Annotated in this window: 14 protein-coding genes; 12 read left to right on the forward strand and 2 right to left on the reverse strand. The window is 54.9% G+C overall.

Annotated features, from left to right (window positions below; genetic code table 11):
- Positions 1 to 22: 22 nt before the first annotated feature.
- The 10 genes from GZH47_RS23355 to GZH47_RS23400 all read left to right on the forward strand — a co-directional run bounded on the left by GZH47_RS23355 (position 23) and on the right by GZH47_RS23400 (position 11209).
- Complete coding sequence (locus GZH47_RS23355) at positions 23 to 1444, forward strand: ABC transporter substrate-binding protein (protein WP_162643435.1); 1422 nt, start codon at positions 23 to 25, stop codon at positions 1442 to 1444.
- A 111-nt stretch (positions 1445 to 1555) separates the two neighbouring features.
- A complete protein-coding gene (locus GZH47_RS23360) occupies positions 1556 to 3145 on the forward strand; it encodes an ABC transporter substrate-binding protein (protein ID WP_162643436.1) in 1590 nt (529 codons plus the stop codon).
- 92 nt (positions 3146 to 3237) lie between these two features.
- Entirely contained in the window at positions 3238 to 4158 is a 921-nt protein-coding gene (locus GZH47_RS23365) for an ABC transporter permease (RefSeq protein ID WP_162643437.1), read from the forward strand.
- Between the two features lie 12 nt (positions 4159 to 4170).
- Positions 4171 to 5115: a carbohydrate ABC transporter permease gene (locus GZH47_RS23370; protein ID WP_162643438.1), complete on the forward strand. Its 945-nt coding sequence runs from the start codon at positions 4171 to 4173 to the stop codon at positions 5113 to 5115.
- Between the two features lie 109 nt (positions 5116 to 5224).
- Positions 5225 to 6232: a zinc-dependent alcohol dehydrogenase gene (locus tag GZH47_RS23375; protein ID WP_162643439.1), complete on the forward strand. Its 1008-nt coding sequence runs from the start codon at positions 5225 to 5227 to the stop codon at positions 6230 to 6232.
- A gap of 49 nt (positions 6233 to 6281) precedes the next feature.
- The gene (locus GZH47_RS23380) at positions 6282 to 7001 is read left to right on the forward strand and encodes a DUF554 domain-containing protein (RefSeq protein ID WP_162643440.1); all 720 of its coding nucleotides are present in this window, start codon (positions 6282 to 6284) and stop codon (positions 6999 to 7001) included.
- Positions 7002 to 7048: 47 nt separating this feature from the next.
- Positions 7049 to 8101, forward strand: coding sequence for a Gfo/Idh/MocA family protein (locus GZH47_RS23385; protein ID WP_162643441.1), 1053 nt, complete (start codon positions 7049 to 7051; stop codon positions 8099 to 8101).
- Between the two features lie 23 nt (positions 8102 to 8124).
- Complete coding sequence (gene nagA / locus GZH47_RS23390) at positions 8125 to 9318, forward strand: N-acetylglucosamine-6-phosphate deacetylase (RefSeq protein WP_162643442.1); 1194 nt, start codon at positions 8125 to 8127, stop codon at positions 9316 to 9318.
- 20 nt (positions 9319 to 9338) lie between these two features.
- Positions 9339 to 10202: a sugar phosphate isomerase/epimerase family protein gene (locus GZH47_RS23395; RefSeq protein ID WP_162643443.1), complete on the forward strand. Its 864-nt coding sequence runs from the start codon at positions 9339 to 9341 to the stop codon at positions 10200 to 10202.
- 38 nt (positions 10203 to 10240) lie between these two features.
- On the forward strand, positions 10241 to 11209 hold the full coding sequence (locus GZH47_RS23400; RefSeq protein ID WP_162643444.1) for an ROK family protein: 969 nt from the start codon (positions 10241 to 10243) through the stop codon (positions 11207 to 11209).
- A gap of 114 nt (positions 11210 to 11323) precedes the next feature.
- Here GZH47_RS23400 and GZH47_RS23405 read toward each other — a convergent pair whose 3' ends face one another.
- On the reverse strand, positions 11324 to 12172 hold the full coding sequence (locus tag GZH47_RS23405) for a phytanoyl-CoA dioxygenase family protein (protein WP_225446174.1): 849 nt from the start codon (positions 12170 to 12172) through the stop codon (positions 11324 to 11326).
- 159 nt (positions 12173 to 12331) lie between these two features.
- Between GZH47_RS23405 and GZH47_RS23410 the strand changes: the two genes are divergently transcribed.
- A complete protein-coding gene (locus GZH47_RS23410; RefSeq protein WP_162643445.1) occupies positions 12332 to 13204 on the forward strand; it encodes an AraC family transcriptional regulator in 873 nt (290 codons plus the stop codon).
- 108 nt (positions 13205 to 13312) lie between these two features.
- Positions 13313 to 14824 carry a sulfatase family protein gene (locus GZH47_RS23415; protein ID WP_162643446.1) on the forward strand — a complete coding sequence of 504 codons (1512 nt, stop codon included), beginning with the start codon at positions 13313 to 13315 and terminating at the stop codon, positions 14822 to 14824.
- A gap of 324 nt (positions 14825 to 15148) precedes the next feature.
- Here the strand turns inward: GZH47_RS23415 and GZH47_RS23420 are convergent, their stop codons facing one another.
- Positions 15149 to 16957, reverse strand: coding sequence for a cellulase family glycosylhydrolase (locus GZH47_RS23420; RefSeq protein WP_162643447.1), 1809 nt, complete (start codon positions 16955 to 16957; stop codon positions 15149 to 15151).
- Between the last annotated feature and the right edge of the window lie 194 nt (positions 16958 to 17151).

Consider the following 17151-nt stretch of genomic DNA (forward strand, 5'->3'; position numbering starts at 1 on the left):
AACATTATAAGGGGATAGGGATATGATGAAAAGCACTCTCTCGCTTTCGGCGGCGATTTTTGTATGCATGTGGTTGTCGGGCTGCACGGACGCCAATAGCCAGCAAGCGGAGAACGCCGACAAGGCGTTCAAGCCGCAAGTGAAAATCAAGTTAGGCGTGCAGTCCTCCGCGGCGACGAAGGACCTGGAGAGGCAGCTGGATGATTTTAACGCGAACCATGCTGCGTACAAAGTCGAGCTGATGCCCTTGCCGACCGATGGATACGACGAGACGCTTAATATGCTCATGACGTCTGGACAAGCTCCCGACGTGTTCCAGATTGGAACGGATTGGCTGACGACGTATGTCTATAAAAACTGGCTTCAAGACTTGTCCGAGATCGTAGACGGCAAGATCAGCGAGCATTTTCCGCGTTGGGCAGCCGAATATACGAAGGAAAACGAACACTACTACGCGGTTCCGTCCAGCATGATGACGCTGCGTCTTGTGTACAACAAAGATTTGCTGAAAGCAGGAACTGGCTGCCTGGAAGGGAAGCCGCCGGCCACGCTCGATGAGTTGCGCGTCTGCGCCGATTCCATTACGAAAGCGGGAACAGGTTATCGGAAATACGGGTTTGCGCTTCCGGCGGGCGAAGATTGGGCCGGCTTCATACAGCCGCTCGAGCTGGCGAATACGTACAGCGGCATCGACTACTATGATTTTGCGCATGGCCGGTACGATTTCACCGTCTACCGTCCTTGGTTTGAAACGATATTGGCGATGAAGCGGGAGGGAGGCTTGTTTCCCGGCGAAATATCGCTGAAGAGCGACACGGCCTTGACGCAATTCGCCCAGGGCAATATCGGCATGATGTATATGAGCAACCGGGATTTCGCGCAGTTCAGCGCGATGGATGCGCATGCCTTTCAATGGGGAGTCGCGATGCCTCCGCTGCTGGATGCATCCCTCAAAGGCAAGGGCGCACTGATCATTTATCCTGATCCGCCGTTCGTCATCAATGCCTTTTCGGAGCATAAGCAGGAAGCCGCGGAGCTGTGGGAGTTTTTGCAATCTCCGTCGTTCCTTGGCGCCTTATACAAGCAGGGTAACTTGATTCCGACGCGTCAGGACGTGACGGGCGATTCCGGAAATCAGCCTTTGCTGCCCGAATTCGAAGCGTTCCTGCCTGGATCGGAGGAATCGCCATACCCGCAAGAGCCCAAGTTTATTTTGCAGGATGCGCCATCTTCGAGCGGTCCCAAGAACATAGGCGATTCGCTGCGGATGAAAGTCTACAGGCAAATCGTAGAGGGCGTAGAGAAGCCGGAAGCGGCCTTGGAAGCGTTAACGGAGCTGTATAACAAGTCGCTTAACGAAGCTAAAACCGCCAAATTGATCAATATTGACCACTATGTGTTTCCTTCGTTCGACCCGCTGCATCCGCTTTTGGAAAATCAATAGAATTTTGAATGCCGCCGTAGATTATTTTATTTAGCTTGTTGATGGATGCCTCTACAATAGGGACTGTGCAAGACGCGAAGAAGACTACGAAGATTGATGAGGGGGATTTCCATGCAGTTCAACAAGAAGATGGGGACGACGGCGCTGGCGGTATCGCTTGTAATGGCTACGACACTTGTCGGGTGCTCCAAGGACAGTAATTCCGATTCGGCTGCCAATGCGGTTCATGCGACGAACGGCGGGACGGCAAACAACGCGTCGACGGACGCGAAAGCAAACAACGCGTCGACAGACGCCAAAGCAAACAACGCGACGCCAGATGCGGCTCCAAGTCTGGATCCGGTGGAGCTGTCAATTTATTACCCAGGCGGAGAGCAAAAGGACGTTGCTGCGGTAGAAGAAGAGATGAACAAGCAGCTGAAAGACAAGATCAATGCAACGGTCAAGATTCACGCAGTCGACTGGGGCAACTGGGATCAAAAAATCAATTTGATGGTCGCTTCCGGCGAACCGTTCGACCTGGTATGGACGGGCAGCGGCGATTACAGCGTCAACGTCGCCAAAGGCGCATTCACGGATTTGACGGATTTGCTCGACAAGGATGCGCCTGAACTGAAAGCGCAAATCAATCCGGTGCTTCTCTCGGGCACGCAGATTAACGGCAAAAATTACGCGATTCCGATCGAGAAGGAACTGGCCGAGCAATTCGGCGTCATGCTGAACAAGGATTTGGTGGACAAGTACCAGTTCGATCTTAGCACCGTCAAGACGTTGGCCGATCTGGAACCGATGCTGCAGACGATCAAGGACAAAGAGACTGGTGTCGTGCCGTTCTGGGGTTCCAAAAACGTAACGACTTTAATCCCATACGAGCAAAACGGCAGCGATCCGGTTCCGGGCGTCATTCCGCTTGACGGAACGACCAAGGTTGTCGATCAATGGGAGACGCCGGAGATGCTGCAATTGCTGAAGACGATGAAGGAATGGAATCAAAAGGGCTTCTTCCAGCAAGATCCTGCCACGCAGAAGGACAGCACGGCTAATGATCAAGCAGGTACCGTTTTTGCAGAATGGTCACAGTTGACGCCTGGCAAAGATAAAGTGCTAAGCCAAGGGTGGGGCCATCCGCTCGTGCAAGTCGCGCTTAGCGAGCCTTACACGACAAGTGCCGATCTGTCCGGCTCGATGACAGCGATTTCACGCACGTCCAAAAACCCGGATCGCGCGATGATGCTGATCAATCTGCTGCACACGGACGCGCAATTGCTGAATACGCTCGTCAACGGCGTGGAAGGCAAACATTTCGTGAAGGTCAGCGATAATGTCATCAAGCTGCCGGACGGCGTGCAAGCGGGTCAAAGCGCCTATGCGCCGGGAAACAGCTGGCAGGAAGGCAACCAGTTCCTCGATTATCTGTGGGATAACGAGGATTCCCAGAAGTGGGAGGCGTACAAGGCTTTTAACGCATCGGCAAAACCGTCCCCGATCGTAGGTTTTACCTTTAATGCCGATCCGGTCAAGAACGAGGAAGCCGCAATCAATAATGTTTACAATGCCTATATAGACGGTCTGGCAACGGGAACGATCGATTACGAGAAGGTTTTGCCTGATTTCGTAGACAAGATGAAGAAGGCGGGACTTGAGAAGGTCATCGCCGAGAGACAAAAACAAATCGACGCATTCCTGGCGAATAAGGGTTAATTGTCGCAGCGTTGAATACAATCAGGCCGGTGTTCGAAGGAATTGCCGGCCTTCCCTCCCTAGGGAAGATAGCGAGTAAAGGAGTGGGCTTCATGATGTCTTCGCAATTTCTCCGAAACATCGTCAAATATCGTGCCTTGTTCTTGATGCTGCTGCTGCCTTTATCGGTATTGATCTTCAACAACTATATCCCGATGTTCGGCGTCATCGTTGCCTTCAAGAACTATAACTTTGCCGATGGGATCCTGGGAAGTCCTTGGCAAGGGCTGGAGAATTTCAAATACCTGTTCCAAACGGAAGATGCGTGGATCGCCACGCGGAATACGGTGCTGTACAATCTGTTGTTTATCGTGATGACTACCGTAGTTGCTATTTTTCTGGCGATTGCCTTGAATGAACTTCGAAGCACGAAGCTGTCGAGAATGTTTCAAAGCGTCCTGTTATTTCCTTACTTCCTGTCTTTCGTCGTTGTCAGCTACTTGGCATATGCTTTTCTCGGAGGAAACGGTTATATCAATAAGGCGATTTTGGAGCCGATGGGATTGTCCTCGATCTCCTGGTATACGGAAGCGAAGGATTGGATTTTCATCCTTCCATTGGTCAATATCTGGAAGAACGTCGGCTACGGGATGGTCGTATATTTGGCCGGCATCGTGGGAATCGATCACGAATATTACGAAGCGGCCGTCATCGACGGGGCCACGAAATGGCAGCAAATCCGCCGGATCACGCTTCCGTTAATGCTTCCGGTCATCATTGTCATGGTGATCTTGCAGGTCGGCAGAATTTTCAATGCGGATTTCGGTTTATTCTTCCAGGTTCCGCTCAATACAGGGGCATTGTATCCGACGACCAATGTTATCGATACGTTTGTCTATCGTTCCCTCTTAATTAGCGGCAATGTCGGCATGTCGGCGGCTGCCGGATTCTATCAGGCCGTAATTGGCTTGGTGCTGGTTTTGGCTACGAATCTCATCGTTCGCCGCGTAAGCAGAGAAAATGCGTTGTTCTAGGAGGAGGCGGACATGAATCCAAATATCGATTCTCAAATCACGAGCGGGGGCACGGGAGATTCCGCTTCGGCAGTGAATCAGATTTCCCGTTTGACGAACGCGCTGTTGGTCGTGCTATTCATACTGCTTTCCATCGCTTGCCTGTTTCCGCTGCTGCTCGTCATCTCCGTGTCTTTTACCAACGAGCACGCGATCGTGCTGCACGGATATAACATTATTCCGAAGCAATTTTCCGATTATGCGTATCGTTACTTGTTCAAGGACCCCGGCGAAATCATACGCGGCTACGGGATTTCAATCCTGGTCACCGTTGTCGGCACGATCGGAAGTCTGCTGTTAACGGCGCTGTACGCGTTTCCGATCTCGCGCAAAGATATGCCGTACCGCAATGCGCTGGCATTCATCGTCTTTTTCACCATGCTGTTCAGCGGCGGGCTCGTCCCTTGGTATTTGGCCTATTCGGTCGCGGGATTGAAAGATACGTTGTGGGCGCTGATCATACCCAATCTGGTCGTGCCGTTCAACGTGCTGATCATGCGGACCTTCTTCTCCAATACGATACCCGGGTCTTTGATCGAAGCAGCCAAGATCGACGGGTCCGGAGAAGTTCGAATATTCGCGCAAATTATCCTTCCGCTATCTACGCCGGTCATGGCGACGATCGGCCTTTTCCAAACGTTAACCTACTGGAACGATTGGTTTACGAGCTCGGTATTCATCAGCAACAATCATCTCGTCAGCCTGCAGTACCTGATGTACAAGGTCATCAACAATATTCAATATTTAAACTCGGGGAGGGTAGATGCCTCCGTAGCGGGAAAAGTGGCGGCGACGATTCCGACCGAAACCGTAAGAATGGCGATGGCCATCGTCGGCATCGGGCCCATCATATTGGTTTATCCGTTTCTGCAAAAGTATTTCGTTAAGGGTCTCACTGTCGGCTCCGTGAAAGGCTAGTCAGGGGCTGCAAACCAAGGATATAGCAGATGGTTAGGTAGCAGATGGTTAGGTAGCAGATGGATATTCATAGAACGCCAATTACTCATTGGAAGAAGGCATGCACCCGATGGAAAATACGCAAATCGTCTTTACGGAACCCTGGAAAGTCGACGTTCAACATGGCAGCATTGCGGATCGCCGGCTAGAAGGAAAGCAAGCCTTGGTTCGCAAATTATATACATTGATCAGCGCGGGAACGGAACTCGCATGCCTGTCGGGCTTGGAGAGCTGGTTCCTCATGCCGGGCGTGCCGGGATACTCGGCCGTCAGCGAGATCGTAGAGCTCGGCCCGGAAGCGAACGGCTTCCAGGTCGGAGATCGTATCTACCATCATGGCAACCATGCCAGATACGAAGTGGTGGAGACGGACGGCTTCTGCCTGAAGGTGCCGAACGGCCTGGAATCGCGCCGGGTTCCTTTTACGCGGCTGGCAACGGTGGCGATCACGGCAATCCGTTCCTCCCGGATTGAAGTCGGAGACTACGTGGGCGTGAGCGGGATGGGACTGGTCGGCAACATGGCATCCCAACTTGCCAAGCTGCAAGGCGGCAACGTTATCGGCGTAGACCTGTCGGAGAGCCGGCTGCGCATGGCCCTGCAGTGCGGGTTGAATCATGCCGTTCAGATCGGACAGGGCAGCGTCAAGGAACAGATCATGGCGTTTACGCAAGGAGAAGGCGTGTCCACGATGATCGAAGCGACCGGCGTGCCGAAGGTGGCCGAAGACGCGCTCGATTGGGTGAAGCGCTCCGGCGAGTTGATTCTGCTCGGCAGCCCGCGAGGCGAATATCAGACGGATTTGACGAACGCGCTCAACCATTGCCATCTCTATCAAGGCGGCGACTTGACGCTGAAGGGCGCGCACGAATGGCGCTATCCCGTCATGCCGAACGAGTTCGTCAAGCATTCAATCTACCGCAACTCCAAGGTCGTGTTCAGCCTCATGGAACAGAACCGCCTGCAGATCGAACCGCTGATTAGCCATGTCGTGAAGCCGGAAGAAGCTCCTCAAGCTTACGAGGGGCTGCGTTTCCGCAAGGATGATTATAACGGCGTGTTGTTCGACTGGCAGTGAGCGGCGAACTGGTTGGCTTAATTAGCATTCAGAAAGGAATCTGATAACTATGGTGTTATGGGGAGCAATCGTGAACGCCTGCGCGATTATTGCCGGGGGATTTCTCGGCGTTCTGGTTCCTCGCATATCCGATCGCATTCGCAGAACGGTCATGCAAGGGCTGGGTTTGTCGATCGCCGTATTAGGCATAACGATGGCGATCAAGCCGGCCAACATCTTGTTAACGATCTTCAGCCTGGTAGCGGGCGGCGTTATCGGCGAATTGCTCCGCATCGAAGATCGTCTCCAGCAGTTGGGAGACTGGCTCGAGAAGGCCGTCGTCCGCGGCGACAAGCAAAACTCGAAGATGGGTTCGGTGGCCGAGGGCTTCGTTACGGCGACGCTCGTCTTCTGCATCGGAGCGATGGCTGTCCTGGGCTCGCTGGACAGCGGCTTGCGGCATAATCATGACATTCTGTATACGAAGGCCATGCTGGATGGATTCCTGGCCATCATTTTCGCATCGACATTAGGGATTGGGGTCGTCTTCTCGGCGCTGCCGATTCTTCTGTACGAAGGCATCCTCTCTCTGGCCGCGGCGCTAATCTCGAGCGGGCTCAGCAGCGGGGATCTCGACGCGGTCATCGCGCAAATCACGGCCGTCGGCGGCGTGCTGATTATCGGGATCGGCATTAACATTTTGGAGATTAAACGAATCAACGTAGGCAATTTGCTGCCGGCTATCGTTATCGCTGCCGTGGGCATGCCGTTGTATCACGCTTTATTCTAACGACCGGCTTCGGGAAAATTCGATGATTAATGAGAGGTGTTATTGGAATGAACAAAGTCAGAGTCGGTGTTATTGGCGTAGGAGGCATCGCGAATGCCTGCCATTTGCCTAATTATATGAAGAATCCGCATGTGGAACTCGTGGCGGTAGCCGATCGCGATTTGGCCCGCGCGGGGGAAATCGCCGCGAAGTACGGGATCAATCAAGCATTCGATTCCGCGGAAGCGATGTTCTCGGGAACCGTGCTGGATGCCGTCAGCATCTGCACCTTCAATGAAAGCCATGTCCGGCTGGCATTGCTGGCGCTGGAGCGCGGACTTGACGTGCTGGTCGAGAAGCCGATGGCCGTATCGGTCGAAGATGCGGAGCTGCTTCGCGCGAAGGCGAATGCATCGGACCGGGTCGTAATGGTCGGCATGAGCGCCCGTTACAGCAACCCGTTCGCGGCGCTGCATGCGATCGCGGTATCCGGGGAATTAGGCGATATCTATTACGCCAAAGCGCGTTTCATGCGCCGACGCGGCGTCCCTTACGGCTGGTTCACATCGAATCAATACTCGGGCGGCGGACCGATGATGGATATCGGGGTTCATGCGCTCGATGCTGCTTGGTGGATGATGGGCATGCCGGAACCGGAGCGCGCGCTGGGGAAGCTGTTCCATAAGATCGCTCCTTACGACACGAAGGGAGTCGGCTTCTATGAAGCGTTGTCCAGCGAGAATAAAGCGGATCCGGTCTACGACGTGGAGGATCTCGGCACGGCGTTCATCACCTTCAAGAACGGGTCCGCGCTTACAATCGATGCAAGCTGGGCGATGAACGGCGTCCAGGACGATACGATCAAGATCGAGCTGTACGGCACCAAGGGAGGCGCGAGCCTTGATCCGTTCACCGTCTTCAAGGAACTGAGCCATCTGCCTGTCGACAGCACGCTCAAGGTAGCGGGCAACGACAATTACGAGAGCGAAATCAATCATTTCATCGATTGCGTAAGGGAACGGAAACAGCCGTTGTCGGGCGTGGATCAAGGCTGCCAAGTCGTCAGAATGCTCGATGCGATCCGCCGTTCGTCGGAAGCGGGAGATTCGGTAATCATTTAAGGCAGCGAAGGAGAGTGGCTTGCGTGAGCGAGGTTACGAATGCAAGACCGGCGACCTGGTATGTCGACGGGACAGTGTTCACCGAAGAAGGAAAGATCGAGGGCGGGCATGTGCTTGTTCTGCCTGACGGCACGATCGGCGCGATTGCCGCGGAGCTTCCTCAAGCCATGGAGGAGAATACCCGCATCATTCCGTTGAATGGGGATCTGATTATTCCCGGGTTCGTTGACGTCCATGTGCATGGCGGGAACGGTTTCGCCGTGATGGAGGGAACGTACGAGCATCTCGACGGCATGAGCCGGTTCCACGCTTCTCGGGGCACGACGGCATTTCTTGCGACGACCGGAGGGGCGGGCACGGGCGAGGAAGGGAACATCGCTGCCCTGAAAGCCGCGGCGCAAGCGGCGGAGCAGGGCTTGTCCGGAGCGGCGCTGGCGGGCATCCATATGGAAGGGCCGTTTCTGAACGAGAAACGCAAAGGCGCGTTCAAGGTCCATGAATTGAGAACGCCGGACCTTGGTGAAATGGGACGCTATATCGCCGCAGCGGGCGGCCATTTGAAGCTGATTACAGTGGCTCCCGAGCTTTCCGGGGGAATGGAGCTGGTTCGTTTTCTTCAAGAACGGGGCGTTACGGTCTCGATCGGCCACTCGGATGCGACGTTCGCAGAAGTGTCCGAGGCCGTCAGAAACGGCGTTACCCATACGACGCACCACTTCAACGGGATGCGGCCGCTTCACCATCGAGAGCCGGGCGTCGCCGGAGCGGGGCTGATATTATCCGAGCTGACGACGGAGCTGATCGCAGACGGCGTTCATGTCCATCCCGCATTGGTGAAGATGCTCTATGAGGTAAAGGGCGAAATGAACGTATGCGTCGTTACGGATGCCGTTCATTGCACGGGGCTGCCCGACGGCTTATACGGAAGACAGCGGGTATCGCAAGGAACGATTTATTTGGATGGAACGGAAACGCTCGCCGGAAGCAGTTTGACGATGATTCAGGCCTTCCGCAACGTCCTCGAATATACCGGACTGCCTATCGAGAAGGTGCTGCCTTCCTTGACACTGGTACCTGCCCGCCAAGGCGGAATGGACAGCAGGAAAGGCTCGATCGCGGTCGGCAAGGATGCGGACTTCCTTATCCTGGACAGTGAATTATCGCTAAAGGCGACCTATGTGCAAGGCAAGGAAGTTTACCGAAACGAACTCATATAAGCCGGAGAAGGAGAACGATTATGGCATTGTCTAATAAAATCGGCGTCATGGTGGACAGTTTTAATCTCGGCATTCGCGAAGGGTTGATCAAAGCGAAAGCGGTTGGCGCCGACGGCGTACAAATCTATGCGGTCAACGGCGAGATGGCTCCCGACCGGCTGTCGCCGTCCGCGCGGAACGAATTGAAGGCCTATCTAAATTCCCTCGGCCTGGAAGTGTCCGCGCTATGCGGGGACTTTGGCGGACATGGATTTCAGGATAAGCATATGAATCCCGAGAAGATCGAGAAGTCGAAGCGGATTATCGATCTTGCGTTAGAATTGGGCTCGAACGTGGTCACGACCCATATCGGCATCGTGCCGGACGACGAGAACGGCGAAATTTACGACAGCATGCTGCGCGCCTGCGAGGAGCTTGGCGTGTATGCAAGAAGCCTGAATGCGTATTTCGCGATTGAAACGGGTCCGGAACGGTGCGCGCATTTGAAGTCGTTCCTCGATAAACTGAGCACCAACGGCGTGTCGGTTAATTTCGATCCCGCCAATCTGATCATGGTTACCGGGGATGATCCCGCTGCCGGCGTCATTGCGCTGAAGGACTATATCGTGCATACGCATGTGAAAGACGGCGTCCGGTACGGAGAGGCCGACCCGAGAGACTTATACGGCTTCCATGGCTACGCGCCCGACAGCGAGAAGGTGCGGCTGGCTAGACAAACCTGCAAGGAAGTCCCGCTTGGCCAAGGGCATGTCCGCTTCGATGACTATTTTGCGGCGCTTCGGACAATCGGATACAACGGGTATTTGACGGTCGAACGGGAGACGGGCGACGATCCAGCGCGCGATATCGCGGAAGCGGTGCAGTTTATTCGAAAATACGTTTAATGGCGCGTTAGCGTCTTGGAACGGTCGAGGGATGGAGAATGATGCGCGACGTATACGCCGGGATCGACATCGGCGGGACGAATACCGTTGTCGGTCTATTTAACGAGCAAATGAAGCTGGTCATGAAAAGCAGTTTCGCGACGGCCAAGCCGGATCGGATCACGGGTGCTGCGCCGATGCTGGATCGCTTGGCGGACGAGGTGCGCCGGCTGGCGGACGATCGCAGCGCAGGCGGCAGACTGCGCCGGGTCGGGATCGGAGTACCGGGCCAGATCGATGCGGTGCATGGCATCGTTCGCGAGGCCAGCAACCTTGGCTGGCATGACGTCCACTTGGCGGCGGAGATGAAGAAACGGCTGAACGTGCCCGTGGCGATCGAGCATGACGTGCGTTCGTATGCGAAGGGAGAAGCGGCCGGCGGCGCAGGCAAGGGCTGCCGCAACTTGATCTGCCTGACCATCGGCACCGGCATCGCGGCAGCCATTATGGCGGATGGCGCGATGGTTCGCGGGGCGAACGGGCTGGCCGGCGAGTTCGGCCATGACATCGTGGACGGAGAAACGGCGCCATGCTCCTGCGGCAAGTCGGGGTGTCTGGAGACGATCGCCTCCGCGACCGGCATTGCCCGTCTCGCGGAAGAGCTGGTGCTTGCGGGCCGCATCCCCGATTTGGCTGCCCGGAGCGGTTCCATTACCGCACAAGAGGTTTATCAGGCTTGCATGCGAGGAGACAAGGATGCGCGAACGTTGTTTGAACGCGTAGGCACCTTGATCGGGCGCAAGCTTGCCGGGCTCGTGTATGCGCTGGACCCGGAGATGATTATCGTCGGCGGCGGCGTGGCGGCGGCGGGCGATCTATTGCTCGAGCCGATCAGGCAGGAGCTGGGGCGCCATTGTCCGCATCAAGCGTCGTATCTGAAGGTCTCGGCGGCGCAATTGGGTGACGAGGCCGGACTGATCGGCGCGCTTCATACCGGCCTGGCCGGCGATGAACGGGTCGATATGTGAGTTCTGGAGAGGGAGAGCAGGGTGACTGCCATCTTGCTCTAGTTGTAACGATCCGGCGAGGCAAAGGGGAACCTTTGCCTCGCCGGATTCGTGCTTTTTAGCCCGGTGGATGCTTCATTGGCCTGGACTAGACCTGCTGTATAAGAGCGGATTGAGCGGGCTTTGAATGAGATCTCCCGGCCCTGCGCCAGGTATGCAGCCGGCGAGATCGAGCGCTTGGGAACGCGTGCGGATTTCCTCGGCTACTCGCGCGCCGTCGGCTACGTAGATGACGGTCATCACTTCCCGCGCATCTCCGGTCGGATTGGCCGGCGCATTATGCATCGTCCAGCCGTCATGGAACGTGGCATCTCCCGCCGCCATAGCACCGTAAGTAACGGCCGGGAACCCTTTGGCCGCGATCAGCTCCTTGAGCGTCCGGTGCGATTCGTCCGAAATCAGCAGATCAACGGCGTAACCGAGCTTGTGGCTGCCGGAAGCGAAAGTCATCGACCCCATCTCTGCGGGAATATCGACGATCGGCATCCACATCGTGATCGTCTTGCCCGTATCGATCGGCCACAATACTTGGTCCTGATGCCATGGCGTATGGCCGCCTCCAGGTTCCTTGAACAATGCCTGATCGTGATACATGCGCACGCCGTCCACGCCCATCAGGTCTGCGGCGATCTTGGCGAAGCGCCGCGCAAAAGCGAATTTCCTGGCCGCCTCCGAGCGCTCCCATAAATTCGCGACCTGGATGAACGCTTTGCCGTAAGTCGAACGTTTTTCCAACGGTTCCATAGGCTTGGCATCGGCCAACACGCATTGTCGGATCACTTCCCGGTAAGGGACGATCTCTTCCTTGGCAGCGACGCCTCTGACGATCGTATGACCGTTCTCGCGGTAATGCGCAATCTGCTCACCGGAGAGGGAATAGCTCGTTTGCAGATCGGGCAATTGCATGTCTTCGTAAGGTTTCAATGGAGCTCCTCCTTGCTATTTACTATCTGCCAATTCAGTATAGCGGGACGTTGGAAGACACAGTTGTCATAATACGATATGCGCATGCGTTTTTTTGATTTTTTTCTATGGTCGGCCGAATTGCGATCCAGGCCGCCATCCGAATAAGGAGGATGCCGTTTGCAGGTCGAACAGGAAGCCATTGGCGTCGATTCCGGATTCCCCTTTTGGCTGACTTACCGCATGAGAGGCCGGTCGGAGTTCGCTGCCCCGATCTTTCATTTTCACGATATGCATGAAATCGTCATCGTTCACGAAGGAGAAGGCGACTTCTATATAGACAATCAAAGGTACGCGATGAAGAAGGGCAGCGTCTTTGCGATTGCCGGCAACGTGCTTCACCGATCGGCTCCGGACAAGAGCCGGCCGTTTCTGTGCTCGGTCGTTTTATTTCGCCCATCGATCGTGAAGATGCTTGCGGCTGACGGCGATTACGATCCGCTGCAGCCGTTCTATGGGGACGAAGGGCATCGGCAATGGCTGACAGGGGAGGAGCTGAGCCTATGCGAGCTCACGCTCGTCGAGATGAACGGCGAGTGGTCCGGCGCGCGGGTCGGCTGCCGTCATGCGCTTGTCGTGCTGCTTCATCGTCTGCTGCTCGCAATCAACCGCCGGCAGACCCGGCAGGACGAAGCTGCGGCGCCGGCCCCTTCGAGAAGCGCTGCATGGATGGATGGAATATTGCGTTATATTGACGATCATCCGCTGGATGAACGGATGACGCTGGACTGGCTGGCCCGGCAGGCACTGGTCGGACCCGAGCATTTTAGCCGTACGTTCCGGAGAGTGACAGGCTTTACGCTGCCGGCTTATCTATGTGCCAAACGGATGAGCAGGGCGAAGGAGCTTCTGCTGCATTCGGATCATTCGATTTCGTATATTGCCGATAGCTGCGGCTTCGGCAGCGTTTCTTATTTTCATCATGCGTTCAAGAAGCAGGCCGGCATAACGCCGGCTCTTTTCCGAAGGATCTCCCGGACGGGGGAGGGCTAGCTATTCGTTGGCGGGAAAGGGAGAAGGGGGATTGACCGAAAGAGTCGGATTGCTCTACCTTGTAATCAGGATAGCGATTAGCAAATAGGCTGACAGGGGGAATCTAGCATGGATAAACCTAACATTTTGCTCATTACCAGCGATCAGCAGCATTGGAATACGATCGGTGCCTTCAATAAGGAAATTCAGACGCCGAATTTGGACAGGCTGGCGCAGGAAGGAACGACGTTCACGAGAGCGTACTGTCCGAATCCGACCTGCACGCCGTCAAGAGCATCGATCATAACCGGGATGTATCCAAGTCAGCACGGCGCGTGGACGCTCGGCACCAAACTGCTGGAAGACCGGCATACCGTCGGCGAGGATTTCGCCGCTAACGGTTATCGGACGGCGCTGGTCGGCAAAGCGCATTTTCAGCCGCTGATCGACACGGATGCGTATCCGTCCTTAGAGGCCTATCCGATTTTGCAAGATTTGGCGTTCTGGAAGCAGTTCAATGGCCCCTTCTACGGATTCGACCATGTGGAATTGGCGCGCAACCATACGAACGAGGCGCATGTCGGTCAGCATTATGTGCTGTGGATGGAGGAGAAAGGCTGCTTGAATTGGCGCGATTACTTCCTTCCTCCGACAGGGACGATGGATAAAACGATCGAGCACAAATGGCCGATTCCGGAGGAGTACCATTACAATACGTGGATTGCCGAACGTTCGAACGCGCTGCTCGAGCAGTTTAAGGCGAATGAGGAGCCGTTCTTCCTATGGTCAAGCTTCTTCGACCCTCACCCGGACTATCTCGTGCCCGAACCGTGGGATACGATGTATGATCCGGATCGGCTCACGATTCCGAAGGCCGTTCCGGGCGAGCATGACCGCAATCCGCCGCATTTCCGAATGACGCAGGAGGAGGATCCGGATTTCGGCGCTTTGCGCGAAACGGGATTCGGCATTCATGGCTACCACTCCCATGTTCAGCGTTCTCCCGAAGAGCGCAAGAGACAGGTCGCGACGTATTACGGCATGGTTAGCTGCATGGATCAAGCCATCGGCCGGATATTGGATAAACTCGATGCGCTTGGCATGGCGGACAATACGATTGTCGTGTTTACGACGGACCATGGCCATTTCTTCGGTCAGCACGGCCTGCAGCATAAAGGCGGCTTCCATTACGAGGACTTGATCAGACTTCCGTTCATGGTCCGCTATCCTTCCCGCGTTCCGGCCGGACGCGTATCGCCGGCGATTCAATCGCTGGTGGATCTGGCGCCTACGTTCCTGTCTCTTGCAGGCTTGCCCGTACCTTCCGCAATGACGGGCGTGAATCAAAGCGGCGTATGGCTCGGGGAGCGGGAGACGGCCAGAGATCATGCCATCTGCGAATTCCGGCATGAGCCGACGACCATTCACCAGAAGACGTACGTCGATGACCGCTACAAAATCACGGTGTATTACAATCAAACCTATGGCGAAATATTCGATCTCGAAGAGGACCCGGAGGAAATTCGCAATCTATGGGATGATCCGGAGCATGCCGCTTTGAAGACGGAGCTGCTGCTGAAATACGCTTGGGCCGAGCTGGGAAAAGAATCGATGCCGATGCCGCGTATCTGGCATGCGTGAGTAAGGGCTGTATGCCGGCTGTATGCCGGTCGAGCCGCCTGCCTTGTCCCTGCTAACGAATCCCATGCAGCTTATTTGGCTCAAAAACGGCCTAATTAAAATCTAACGAACCCAGAAAACCTTATTTTCAGAAAACACGCTATTTAGAGGGTTTTTCGCTTGTTTTCTCAGACATAAAGCCGCTGTGGTTCGTTAGAATTCGAAAAGCGGTTATGAAAGCAAATAAGCGCGATTCAGTTCCTTAGCAAAGAAGACCAGCATCCGTTAATGGATACTGGTCTTTCTTCGTTGTTGCTACGATTCCCCCACGGTTGCGATACCCGATTAGTAGATGACGTAATCGTCGCAGTAGATCGTCCCGGAAGACGTCCAGGCTCCGATCTCCAGCTTTGCGGTACCTGCAGGAGCTACGTAAGTGGCGGTCTTCTGGCTGTAGCTGGAGGATGTAATGTTGAGGTCGACTTCCGAACCCGCGATATCGGCGCCGCTTGCGTTCTTGGCCTTGATATAGATGGCGCCGCTGCCACCGGTTGCGTCTGCTTTGCCGTAAGCCGAGAGATGATAGGTCGTTCCGGCAGAAGCGTTTAGTTGTTCGAATACGCCGCTTCCGTTCGTAACTTTGGCCGAATAGCTTCCGGAGTTGGCATTTCCGGTCACGGCTGAAACGCTGCCCCAGCTGCCCCATGAAGTCAAGCCGGATTCAAAACCGGGGTTGGCAAGTAAATTGGGCGTAAGCGAATAATCATCGCAGTAGATCGTCCCGGACGATGTCCAGGCGCCGACTTCCAGTTTTGCCGTACCGGCAGGAGCTACATAGGTTGTCGTTTTCTTGCTATAGCTGGAGGATGTAATGTTGAGGTCGACTTCCGAACCCGCGATATCGGTACCGCTTGCGTTCTTGGCCTTGATATAGATGGCGCCGCTGCCGCCGCCTGCATCTGCTTTGCCGTAGGCGGACAGATTATAGCTGACTCCGGCGCTTGCATTAATATCCTGATACACGCCGCCGCCGCTCGGCACTTTGACAGAGTAGCTTCCGGAATTGGCATTGCTTGCTACGGCCGAAGCGCTGCCCCAAGTCCCCCATGAGGACAAGCCCGACTCGAAACCGGTATTGGCAAGCGAATTCGCCGAACCAAGTCCCGGTTGGCTGCTTAACCACGTTTTCGTAGCCTGGATGGCATTCTTGAGCTGCGTGCCCCAAGTCGTCAGCACGCCGCTATTTTGCACGTTATCCATGCCGTTGCCGGGTCTCCACCAGCTCCAGCCGCTATAACCTTGCGAATAACCATTGGTAACTGCCCAGTTGGAGACTGTATCAATGACTTGATTCGCGTTAGCGTCGGTCGACAGGTCATCGGTCGATGGTCCGAACTCCCCGTTGATCAGCGGAATCGCCCCGTCGGCGCTGAGGGTGCTGCTATAATACGTGGAGCCGAATTGAGCGTTGTTAACGCCGCCGATCCATTTGGTGCCGTTAAGATAGGCATTCTGAACGGTACTTGCATTGGTCGAATAGTCGGACAGCCAGCCATAGAAGTGTGAATCCCAGACGACCCCGTGCATCGAAGCATAACTGCTTGGGGTTTGGGCATTCGCTCCCTCGGTGTAGAGGACAACGATATTATTGTTGCCGGTACTTCTGACTTGATTGTAAACGGCAACGTGTTCATTGGTTAAAGCGGCGTTCGTGGGCTCATTCATGGTGCCGATCCAAACATAGGGATTGCTCTTATAGTAATTCGCGAGTGAGTTGATCCAACTAAGGTAATTGCTAGGCTCGCTGCTCGTATCGATCGTCGGCCAAGGATGGTATTCGATCTCGCAGACGACGCCGTGCGCGGTCATTGTATTGATGAACGACGAAAAGTAGGAAGGAGCATTCATTCCATCATCAGGGATACGGATGAAGTTGATCCCCGGAAACATGGCAAGGACTTGGTCGGCGGTACCGTCGCTGAGATACATGTCTAACCCGCTTGCGACATAGCGGTTACCGTTGGGGTCGTAAATTTTGCCGTTTACGACCTGGAAATTCCCATTGCCCGCCGCTTGACTGGCGGGTACGAAGGATAAAGACAAGATGAGCGATAATGCCAACAATAGTGCGAATTTACTTCTTGCTGCTTTCATAAAAACCCTCCTTTTCGAATGAAATACACGTTTATTGTAAACGGTTTCATAAAAAGGCGGAATTAAATATTCTACACCGACCTTTCATTTTCTACTGTCTTGGCATCGCATTCGATCGTGTAGTCAAGCAAGCAGCTCTTCCGCTCTCCACGCTCTACGCCGCCGAGACCGGGACCATTCGGTTGCGGCATCAA

The sequence above is a fragment of the Paenibacillus rhizovicinus genome, from assembly GCF_010365285.1.
In the GTDB taxonomy this organism is placed as follows: Bacteria; Bacillota; Bacilli; order Paenibacillales; family Paenibacillaceae; genus Paenibacillus_Z; species Paenibacillus_Z rhizovicinus.

What these genes read in the sequence shown, in the direction of transcription:
- GZH47_RS23415 (WP_162643446.1), top strand. Translation starts at nt 13,313, where the DNA reads ATGGATAAACCTAACATTTTGCTCATTACCAGCGATCAGCAGCATTGG.
- GZH47_RS23380 (WP_162643440.1), top strand. Translation starts at nt 6,282, where the DNA reads ATGGTGTTATGGGGAGCAATCGTGAACGCCTGCGCGATTATTGCCGGG.
- GZH47_RS23385 (WP_162643441.1), top strand. Translation starts at nt 7,049, where the DNA reads ATGAACAAAGTCAGAGTCGGTGTTATTGGCGTAGGAGGCATCGCGAAT.
- GZH47_RS23375 (WP_162643439.1), top strand. Translation starts at nt 5,225, where the DNA reads ATGGAAAATACGCAAATCGTCTTTACGGAACCCTGGAAAGTCGACGTT.
- GZH47_RS23400 (WP_162643444.1), top strand. Translation starts at nt 10,241, where the DNA reads ATGATGCGCGACGTATACGCCGGGATCGACATCGGCGGGACGAATACC.
- GZH47_RS23370 (WP_162643438.1), top strand. Translation starts at nt 4,171, where the DNA reads ATGAATCCAAATATCGATTCTCAAATCACGAGCGGGGGCACGGGAGAT.
- GZH47_RS23395 (WP_162643443.1), top strand. Translation starts at nt 9,339, where the DNA reads ATGGCATTGTCTAATAAAATCGGCGTCATGGTGGACAGTTTTAATCTC.
- GZH47_RS23365 (WP_162643437.1), top strand. Translation starts at nt 3,238, where the DNA reads ATGATGTCTTCGCAATTTCTCCGAAACATCGTCAAATATCGTGCCTTG.
- GZH47_RS23355 (WP_162643435.1), top strand. Translation starts at nt 23, where the DNA reads ATGATGAAAAGCACTCTCTCGCTTTCGGCGGCGATTTTTGTATGCATG.
- GZH47_RS23420 (WP_162643447.1), bottom strand. Translation starts at nt 16,957, where the DNA reads ATGAAAGCAGCAAGAAGTAAATTCGCACTATTGTTGGCATTATCGCTC.
- GZH47_RS23360 (WP_162643436.1), top strand. Translation starts at nt 1,556, where the DNA reads ATGCAGTTCAACAAGAAGATGGGGACGACGGCGCTGGCGGTATCGCTT.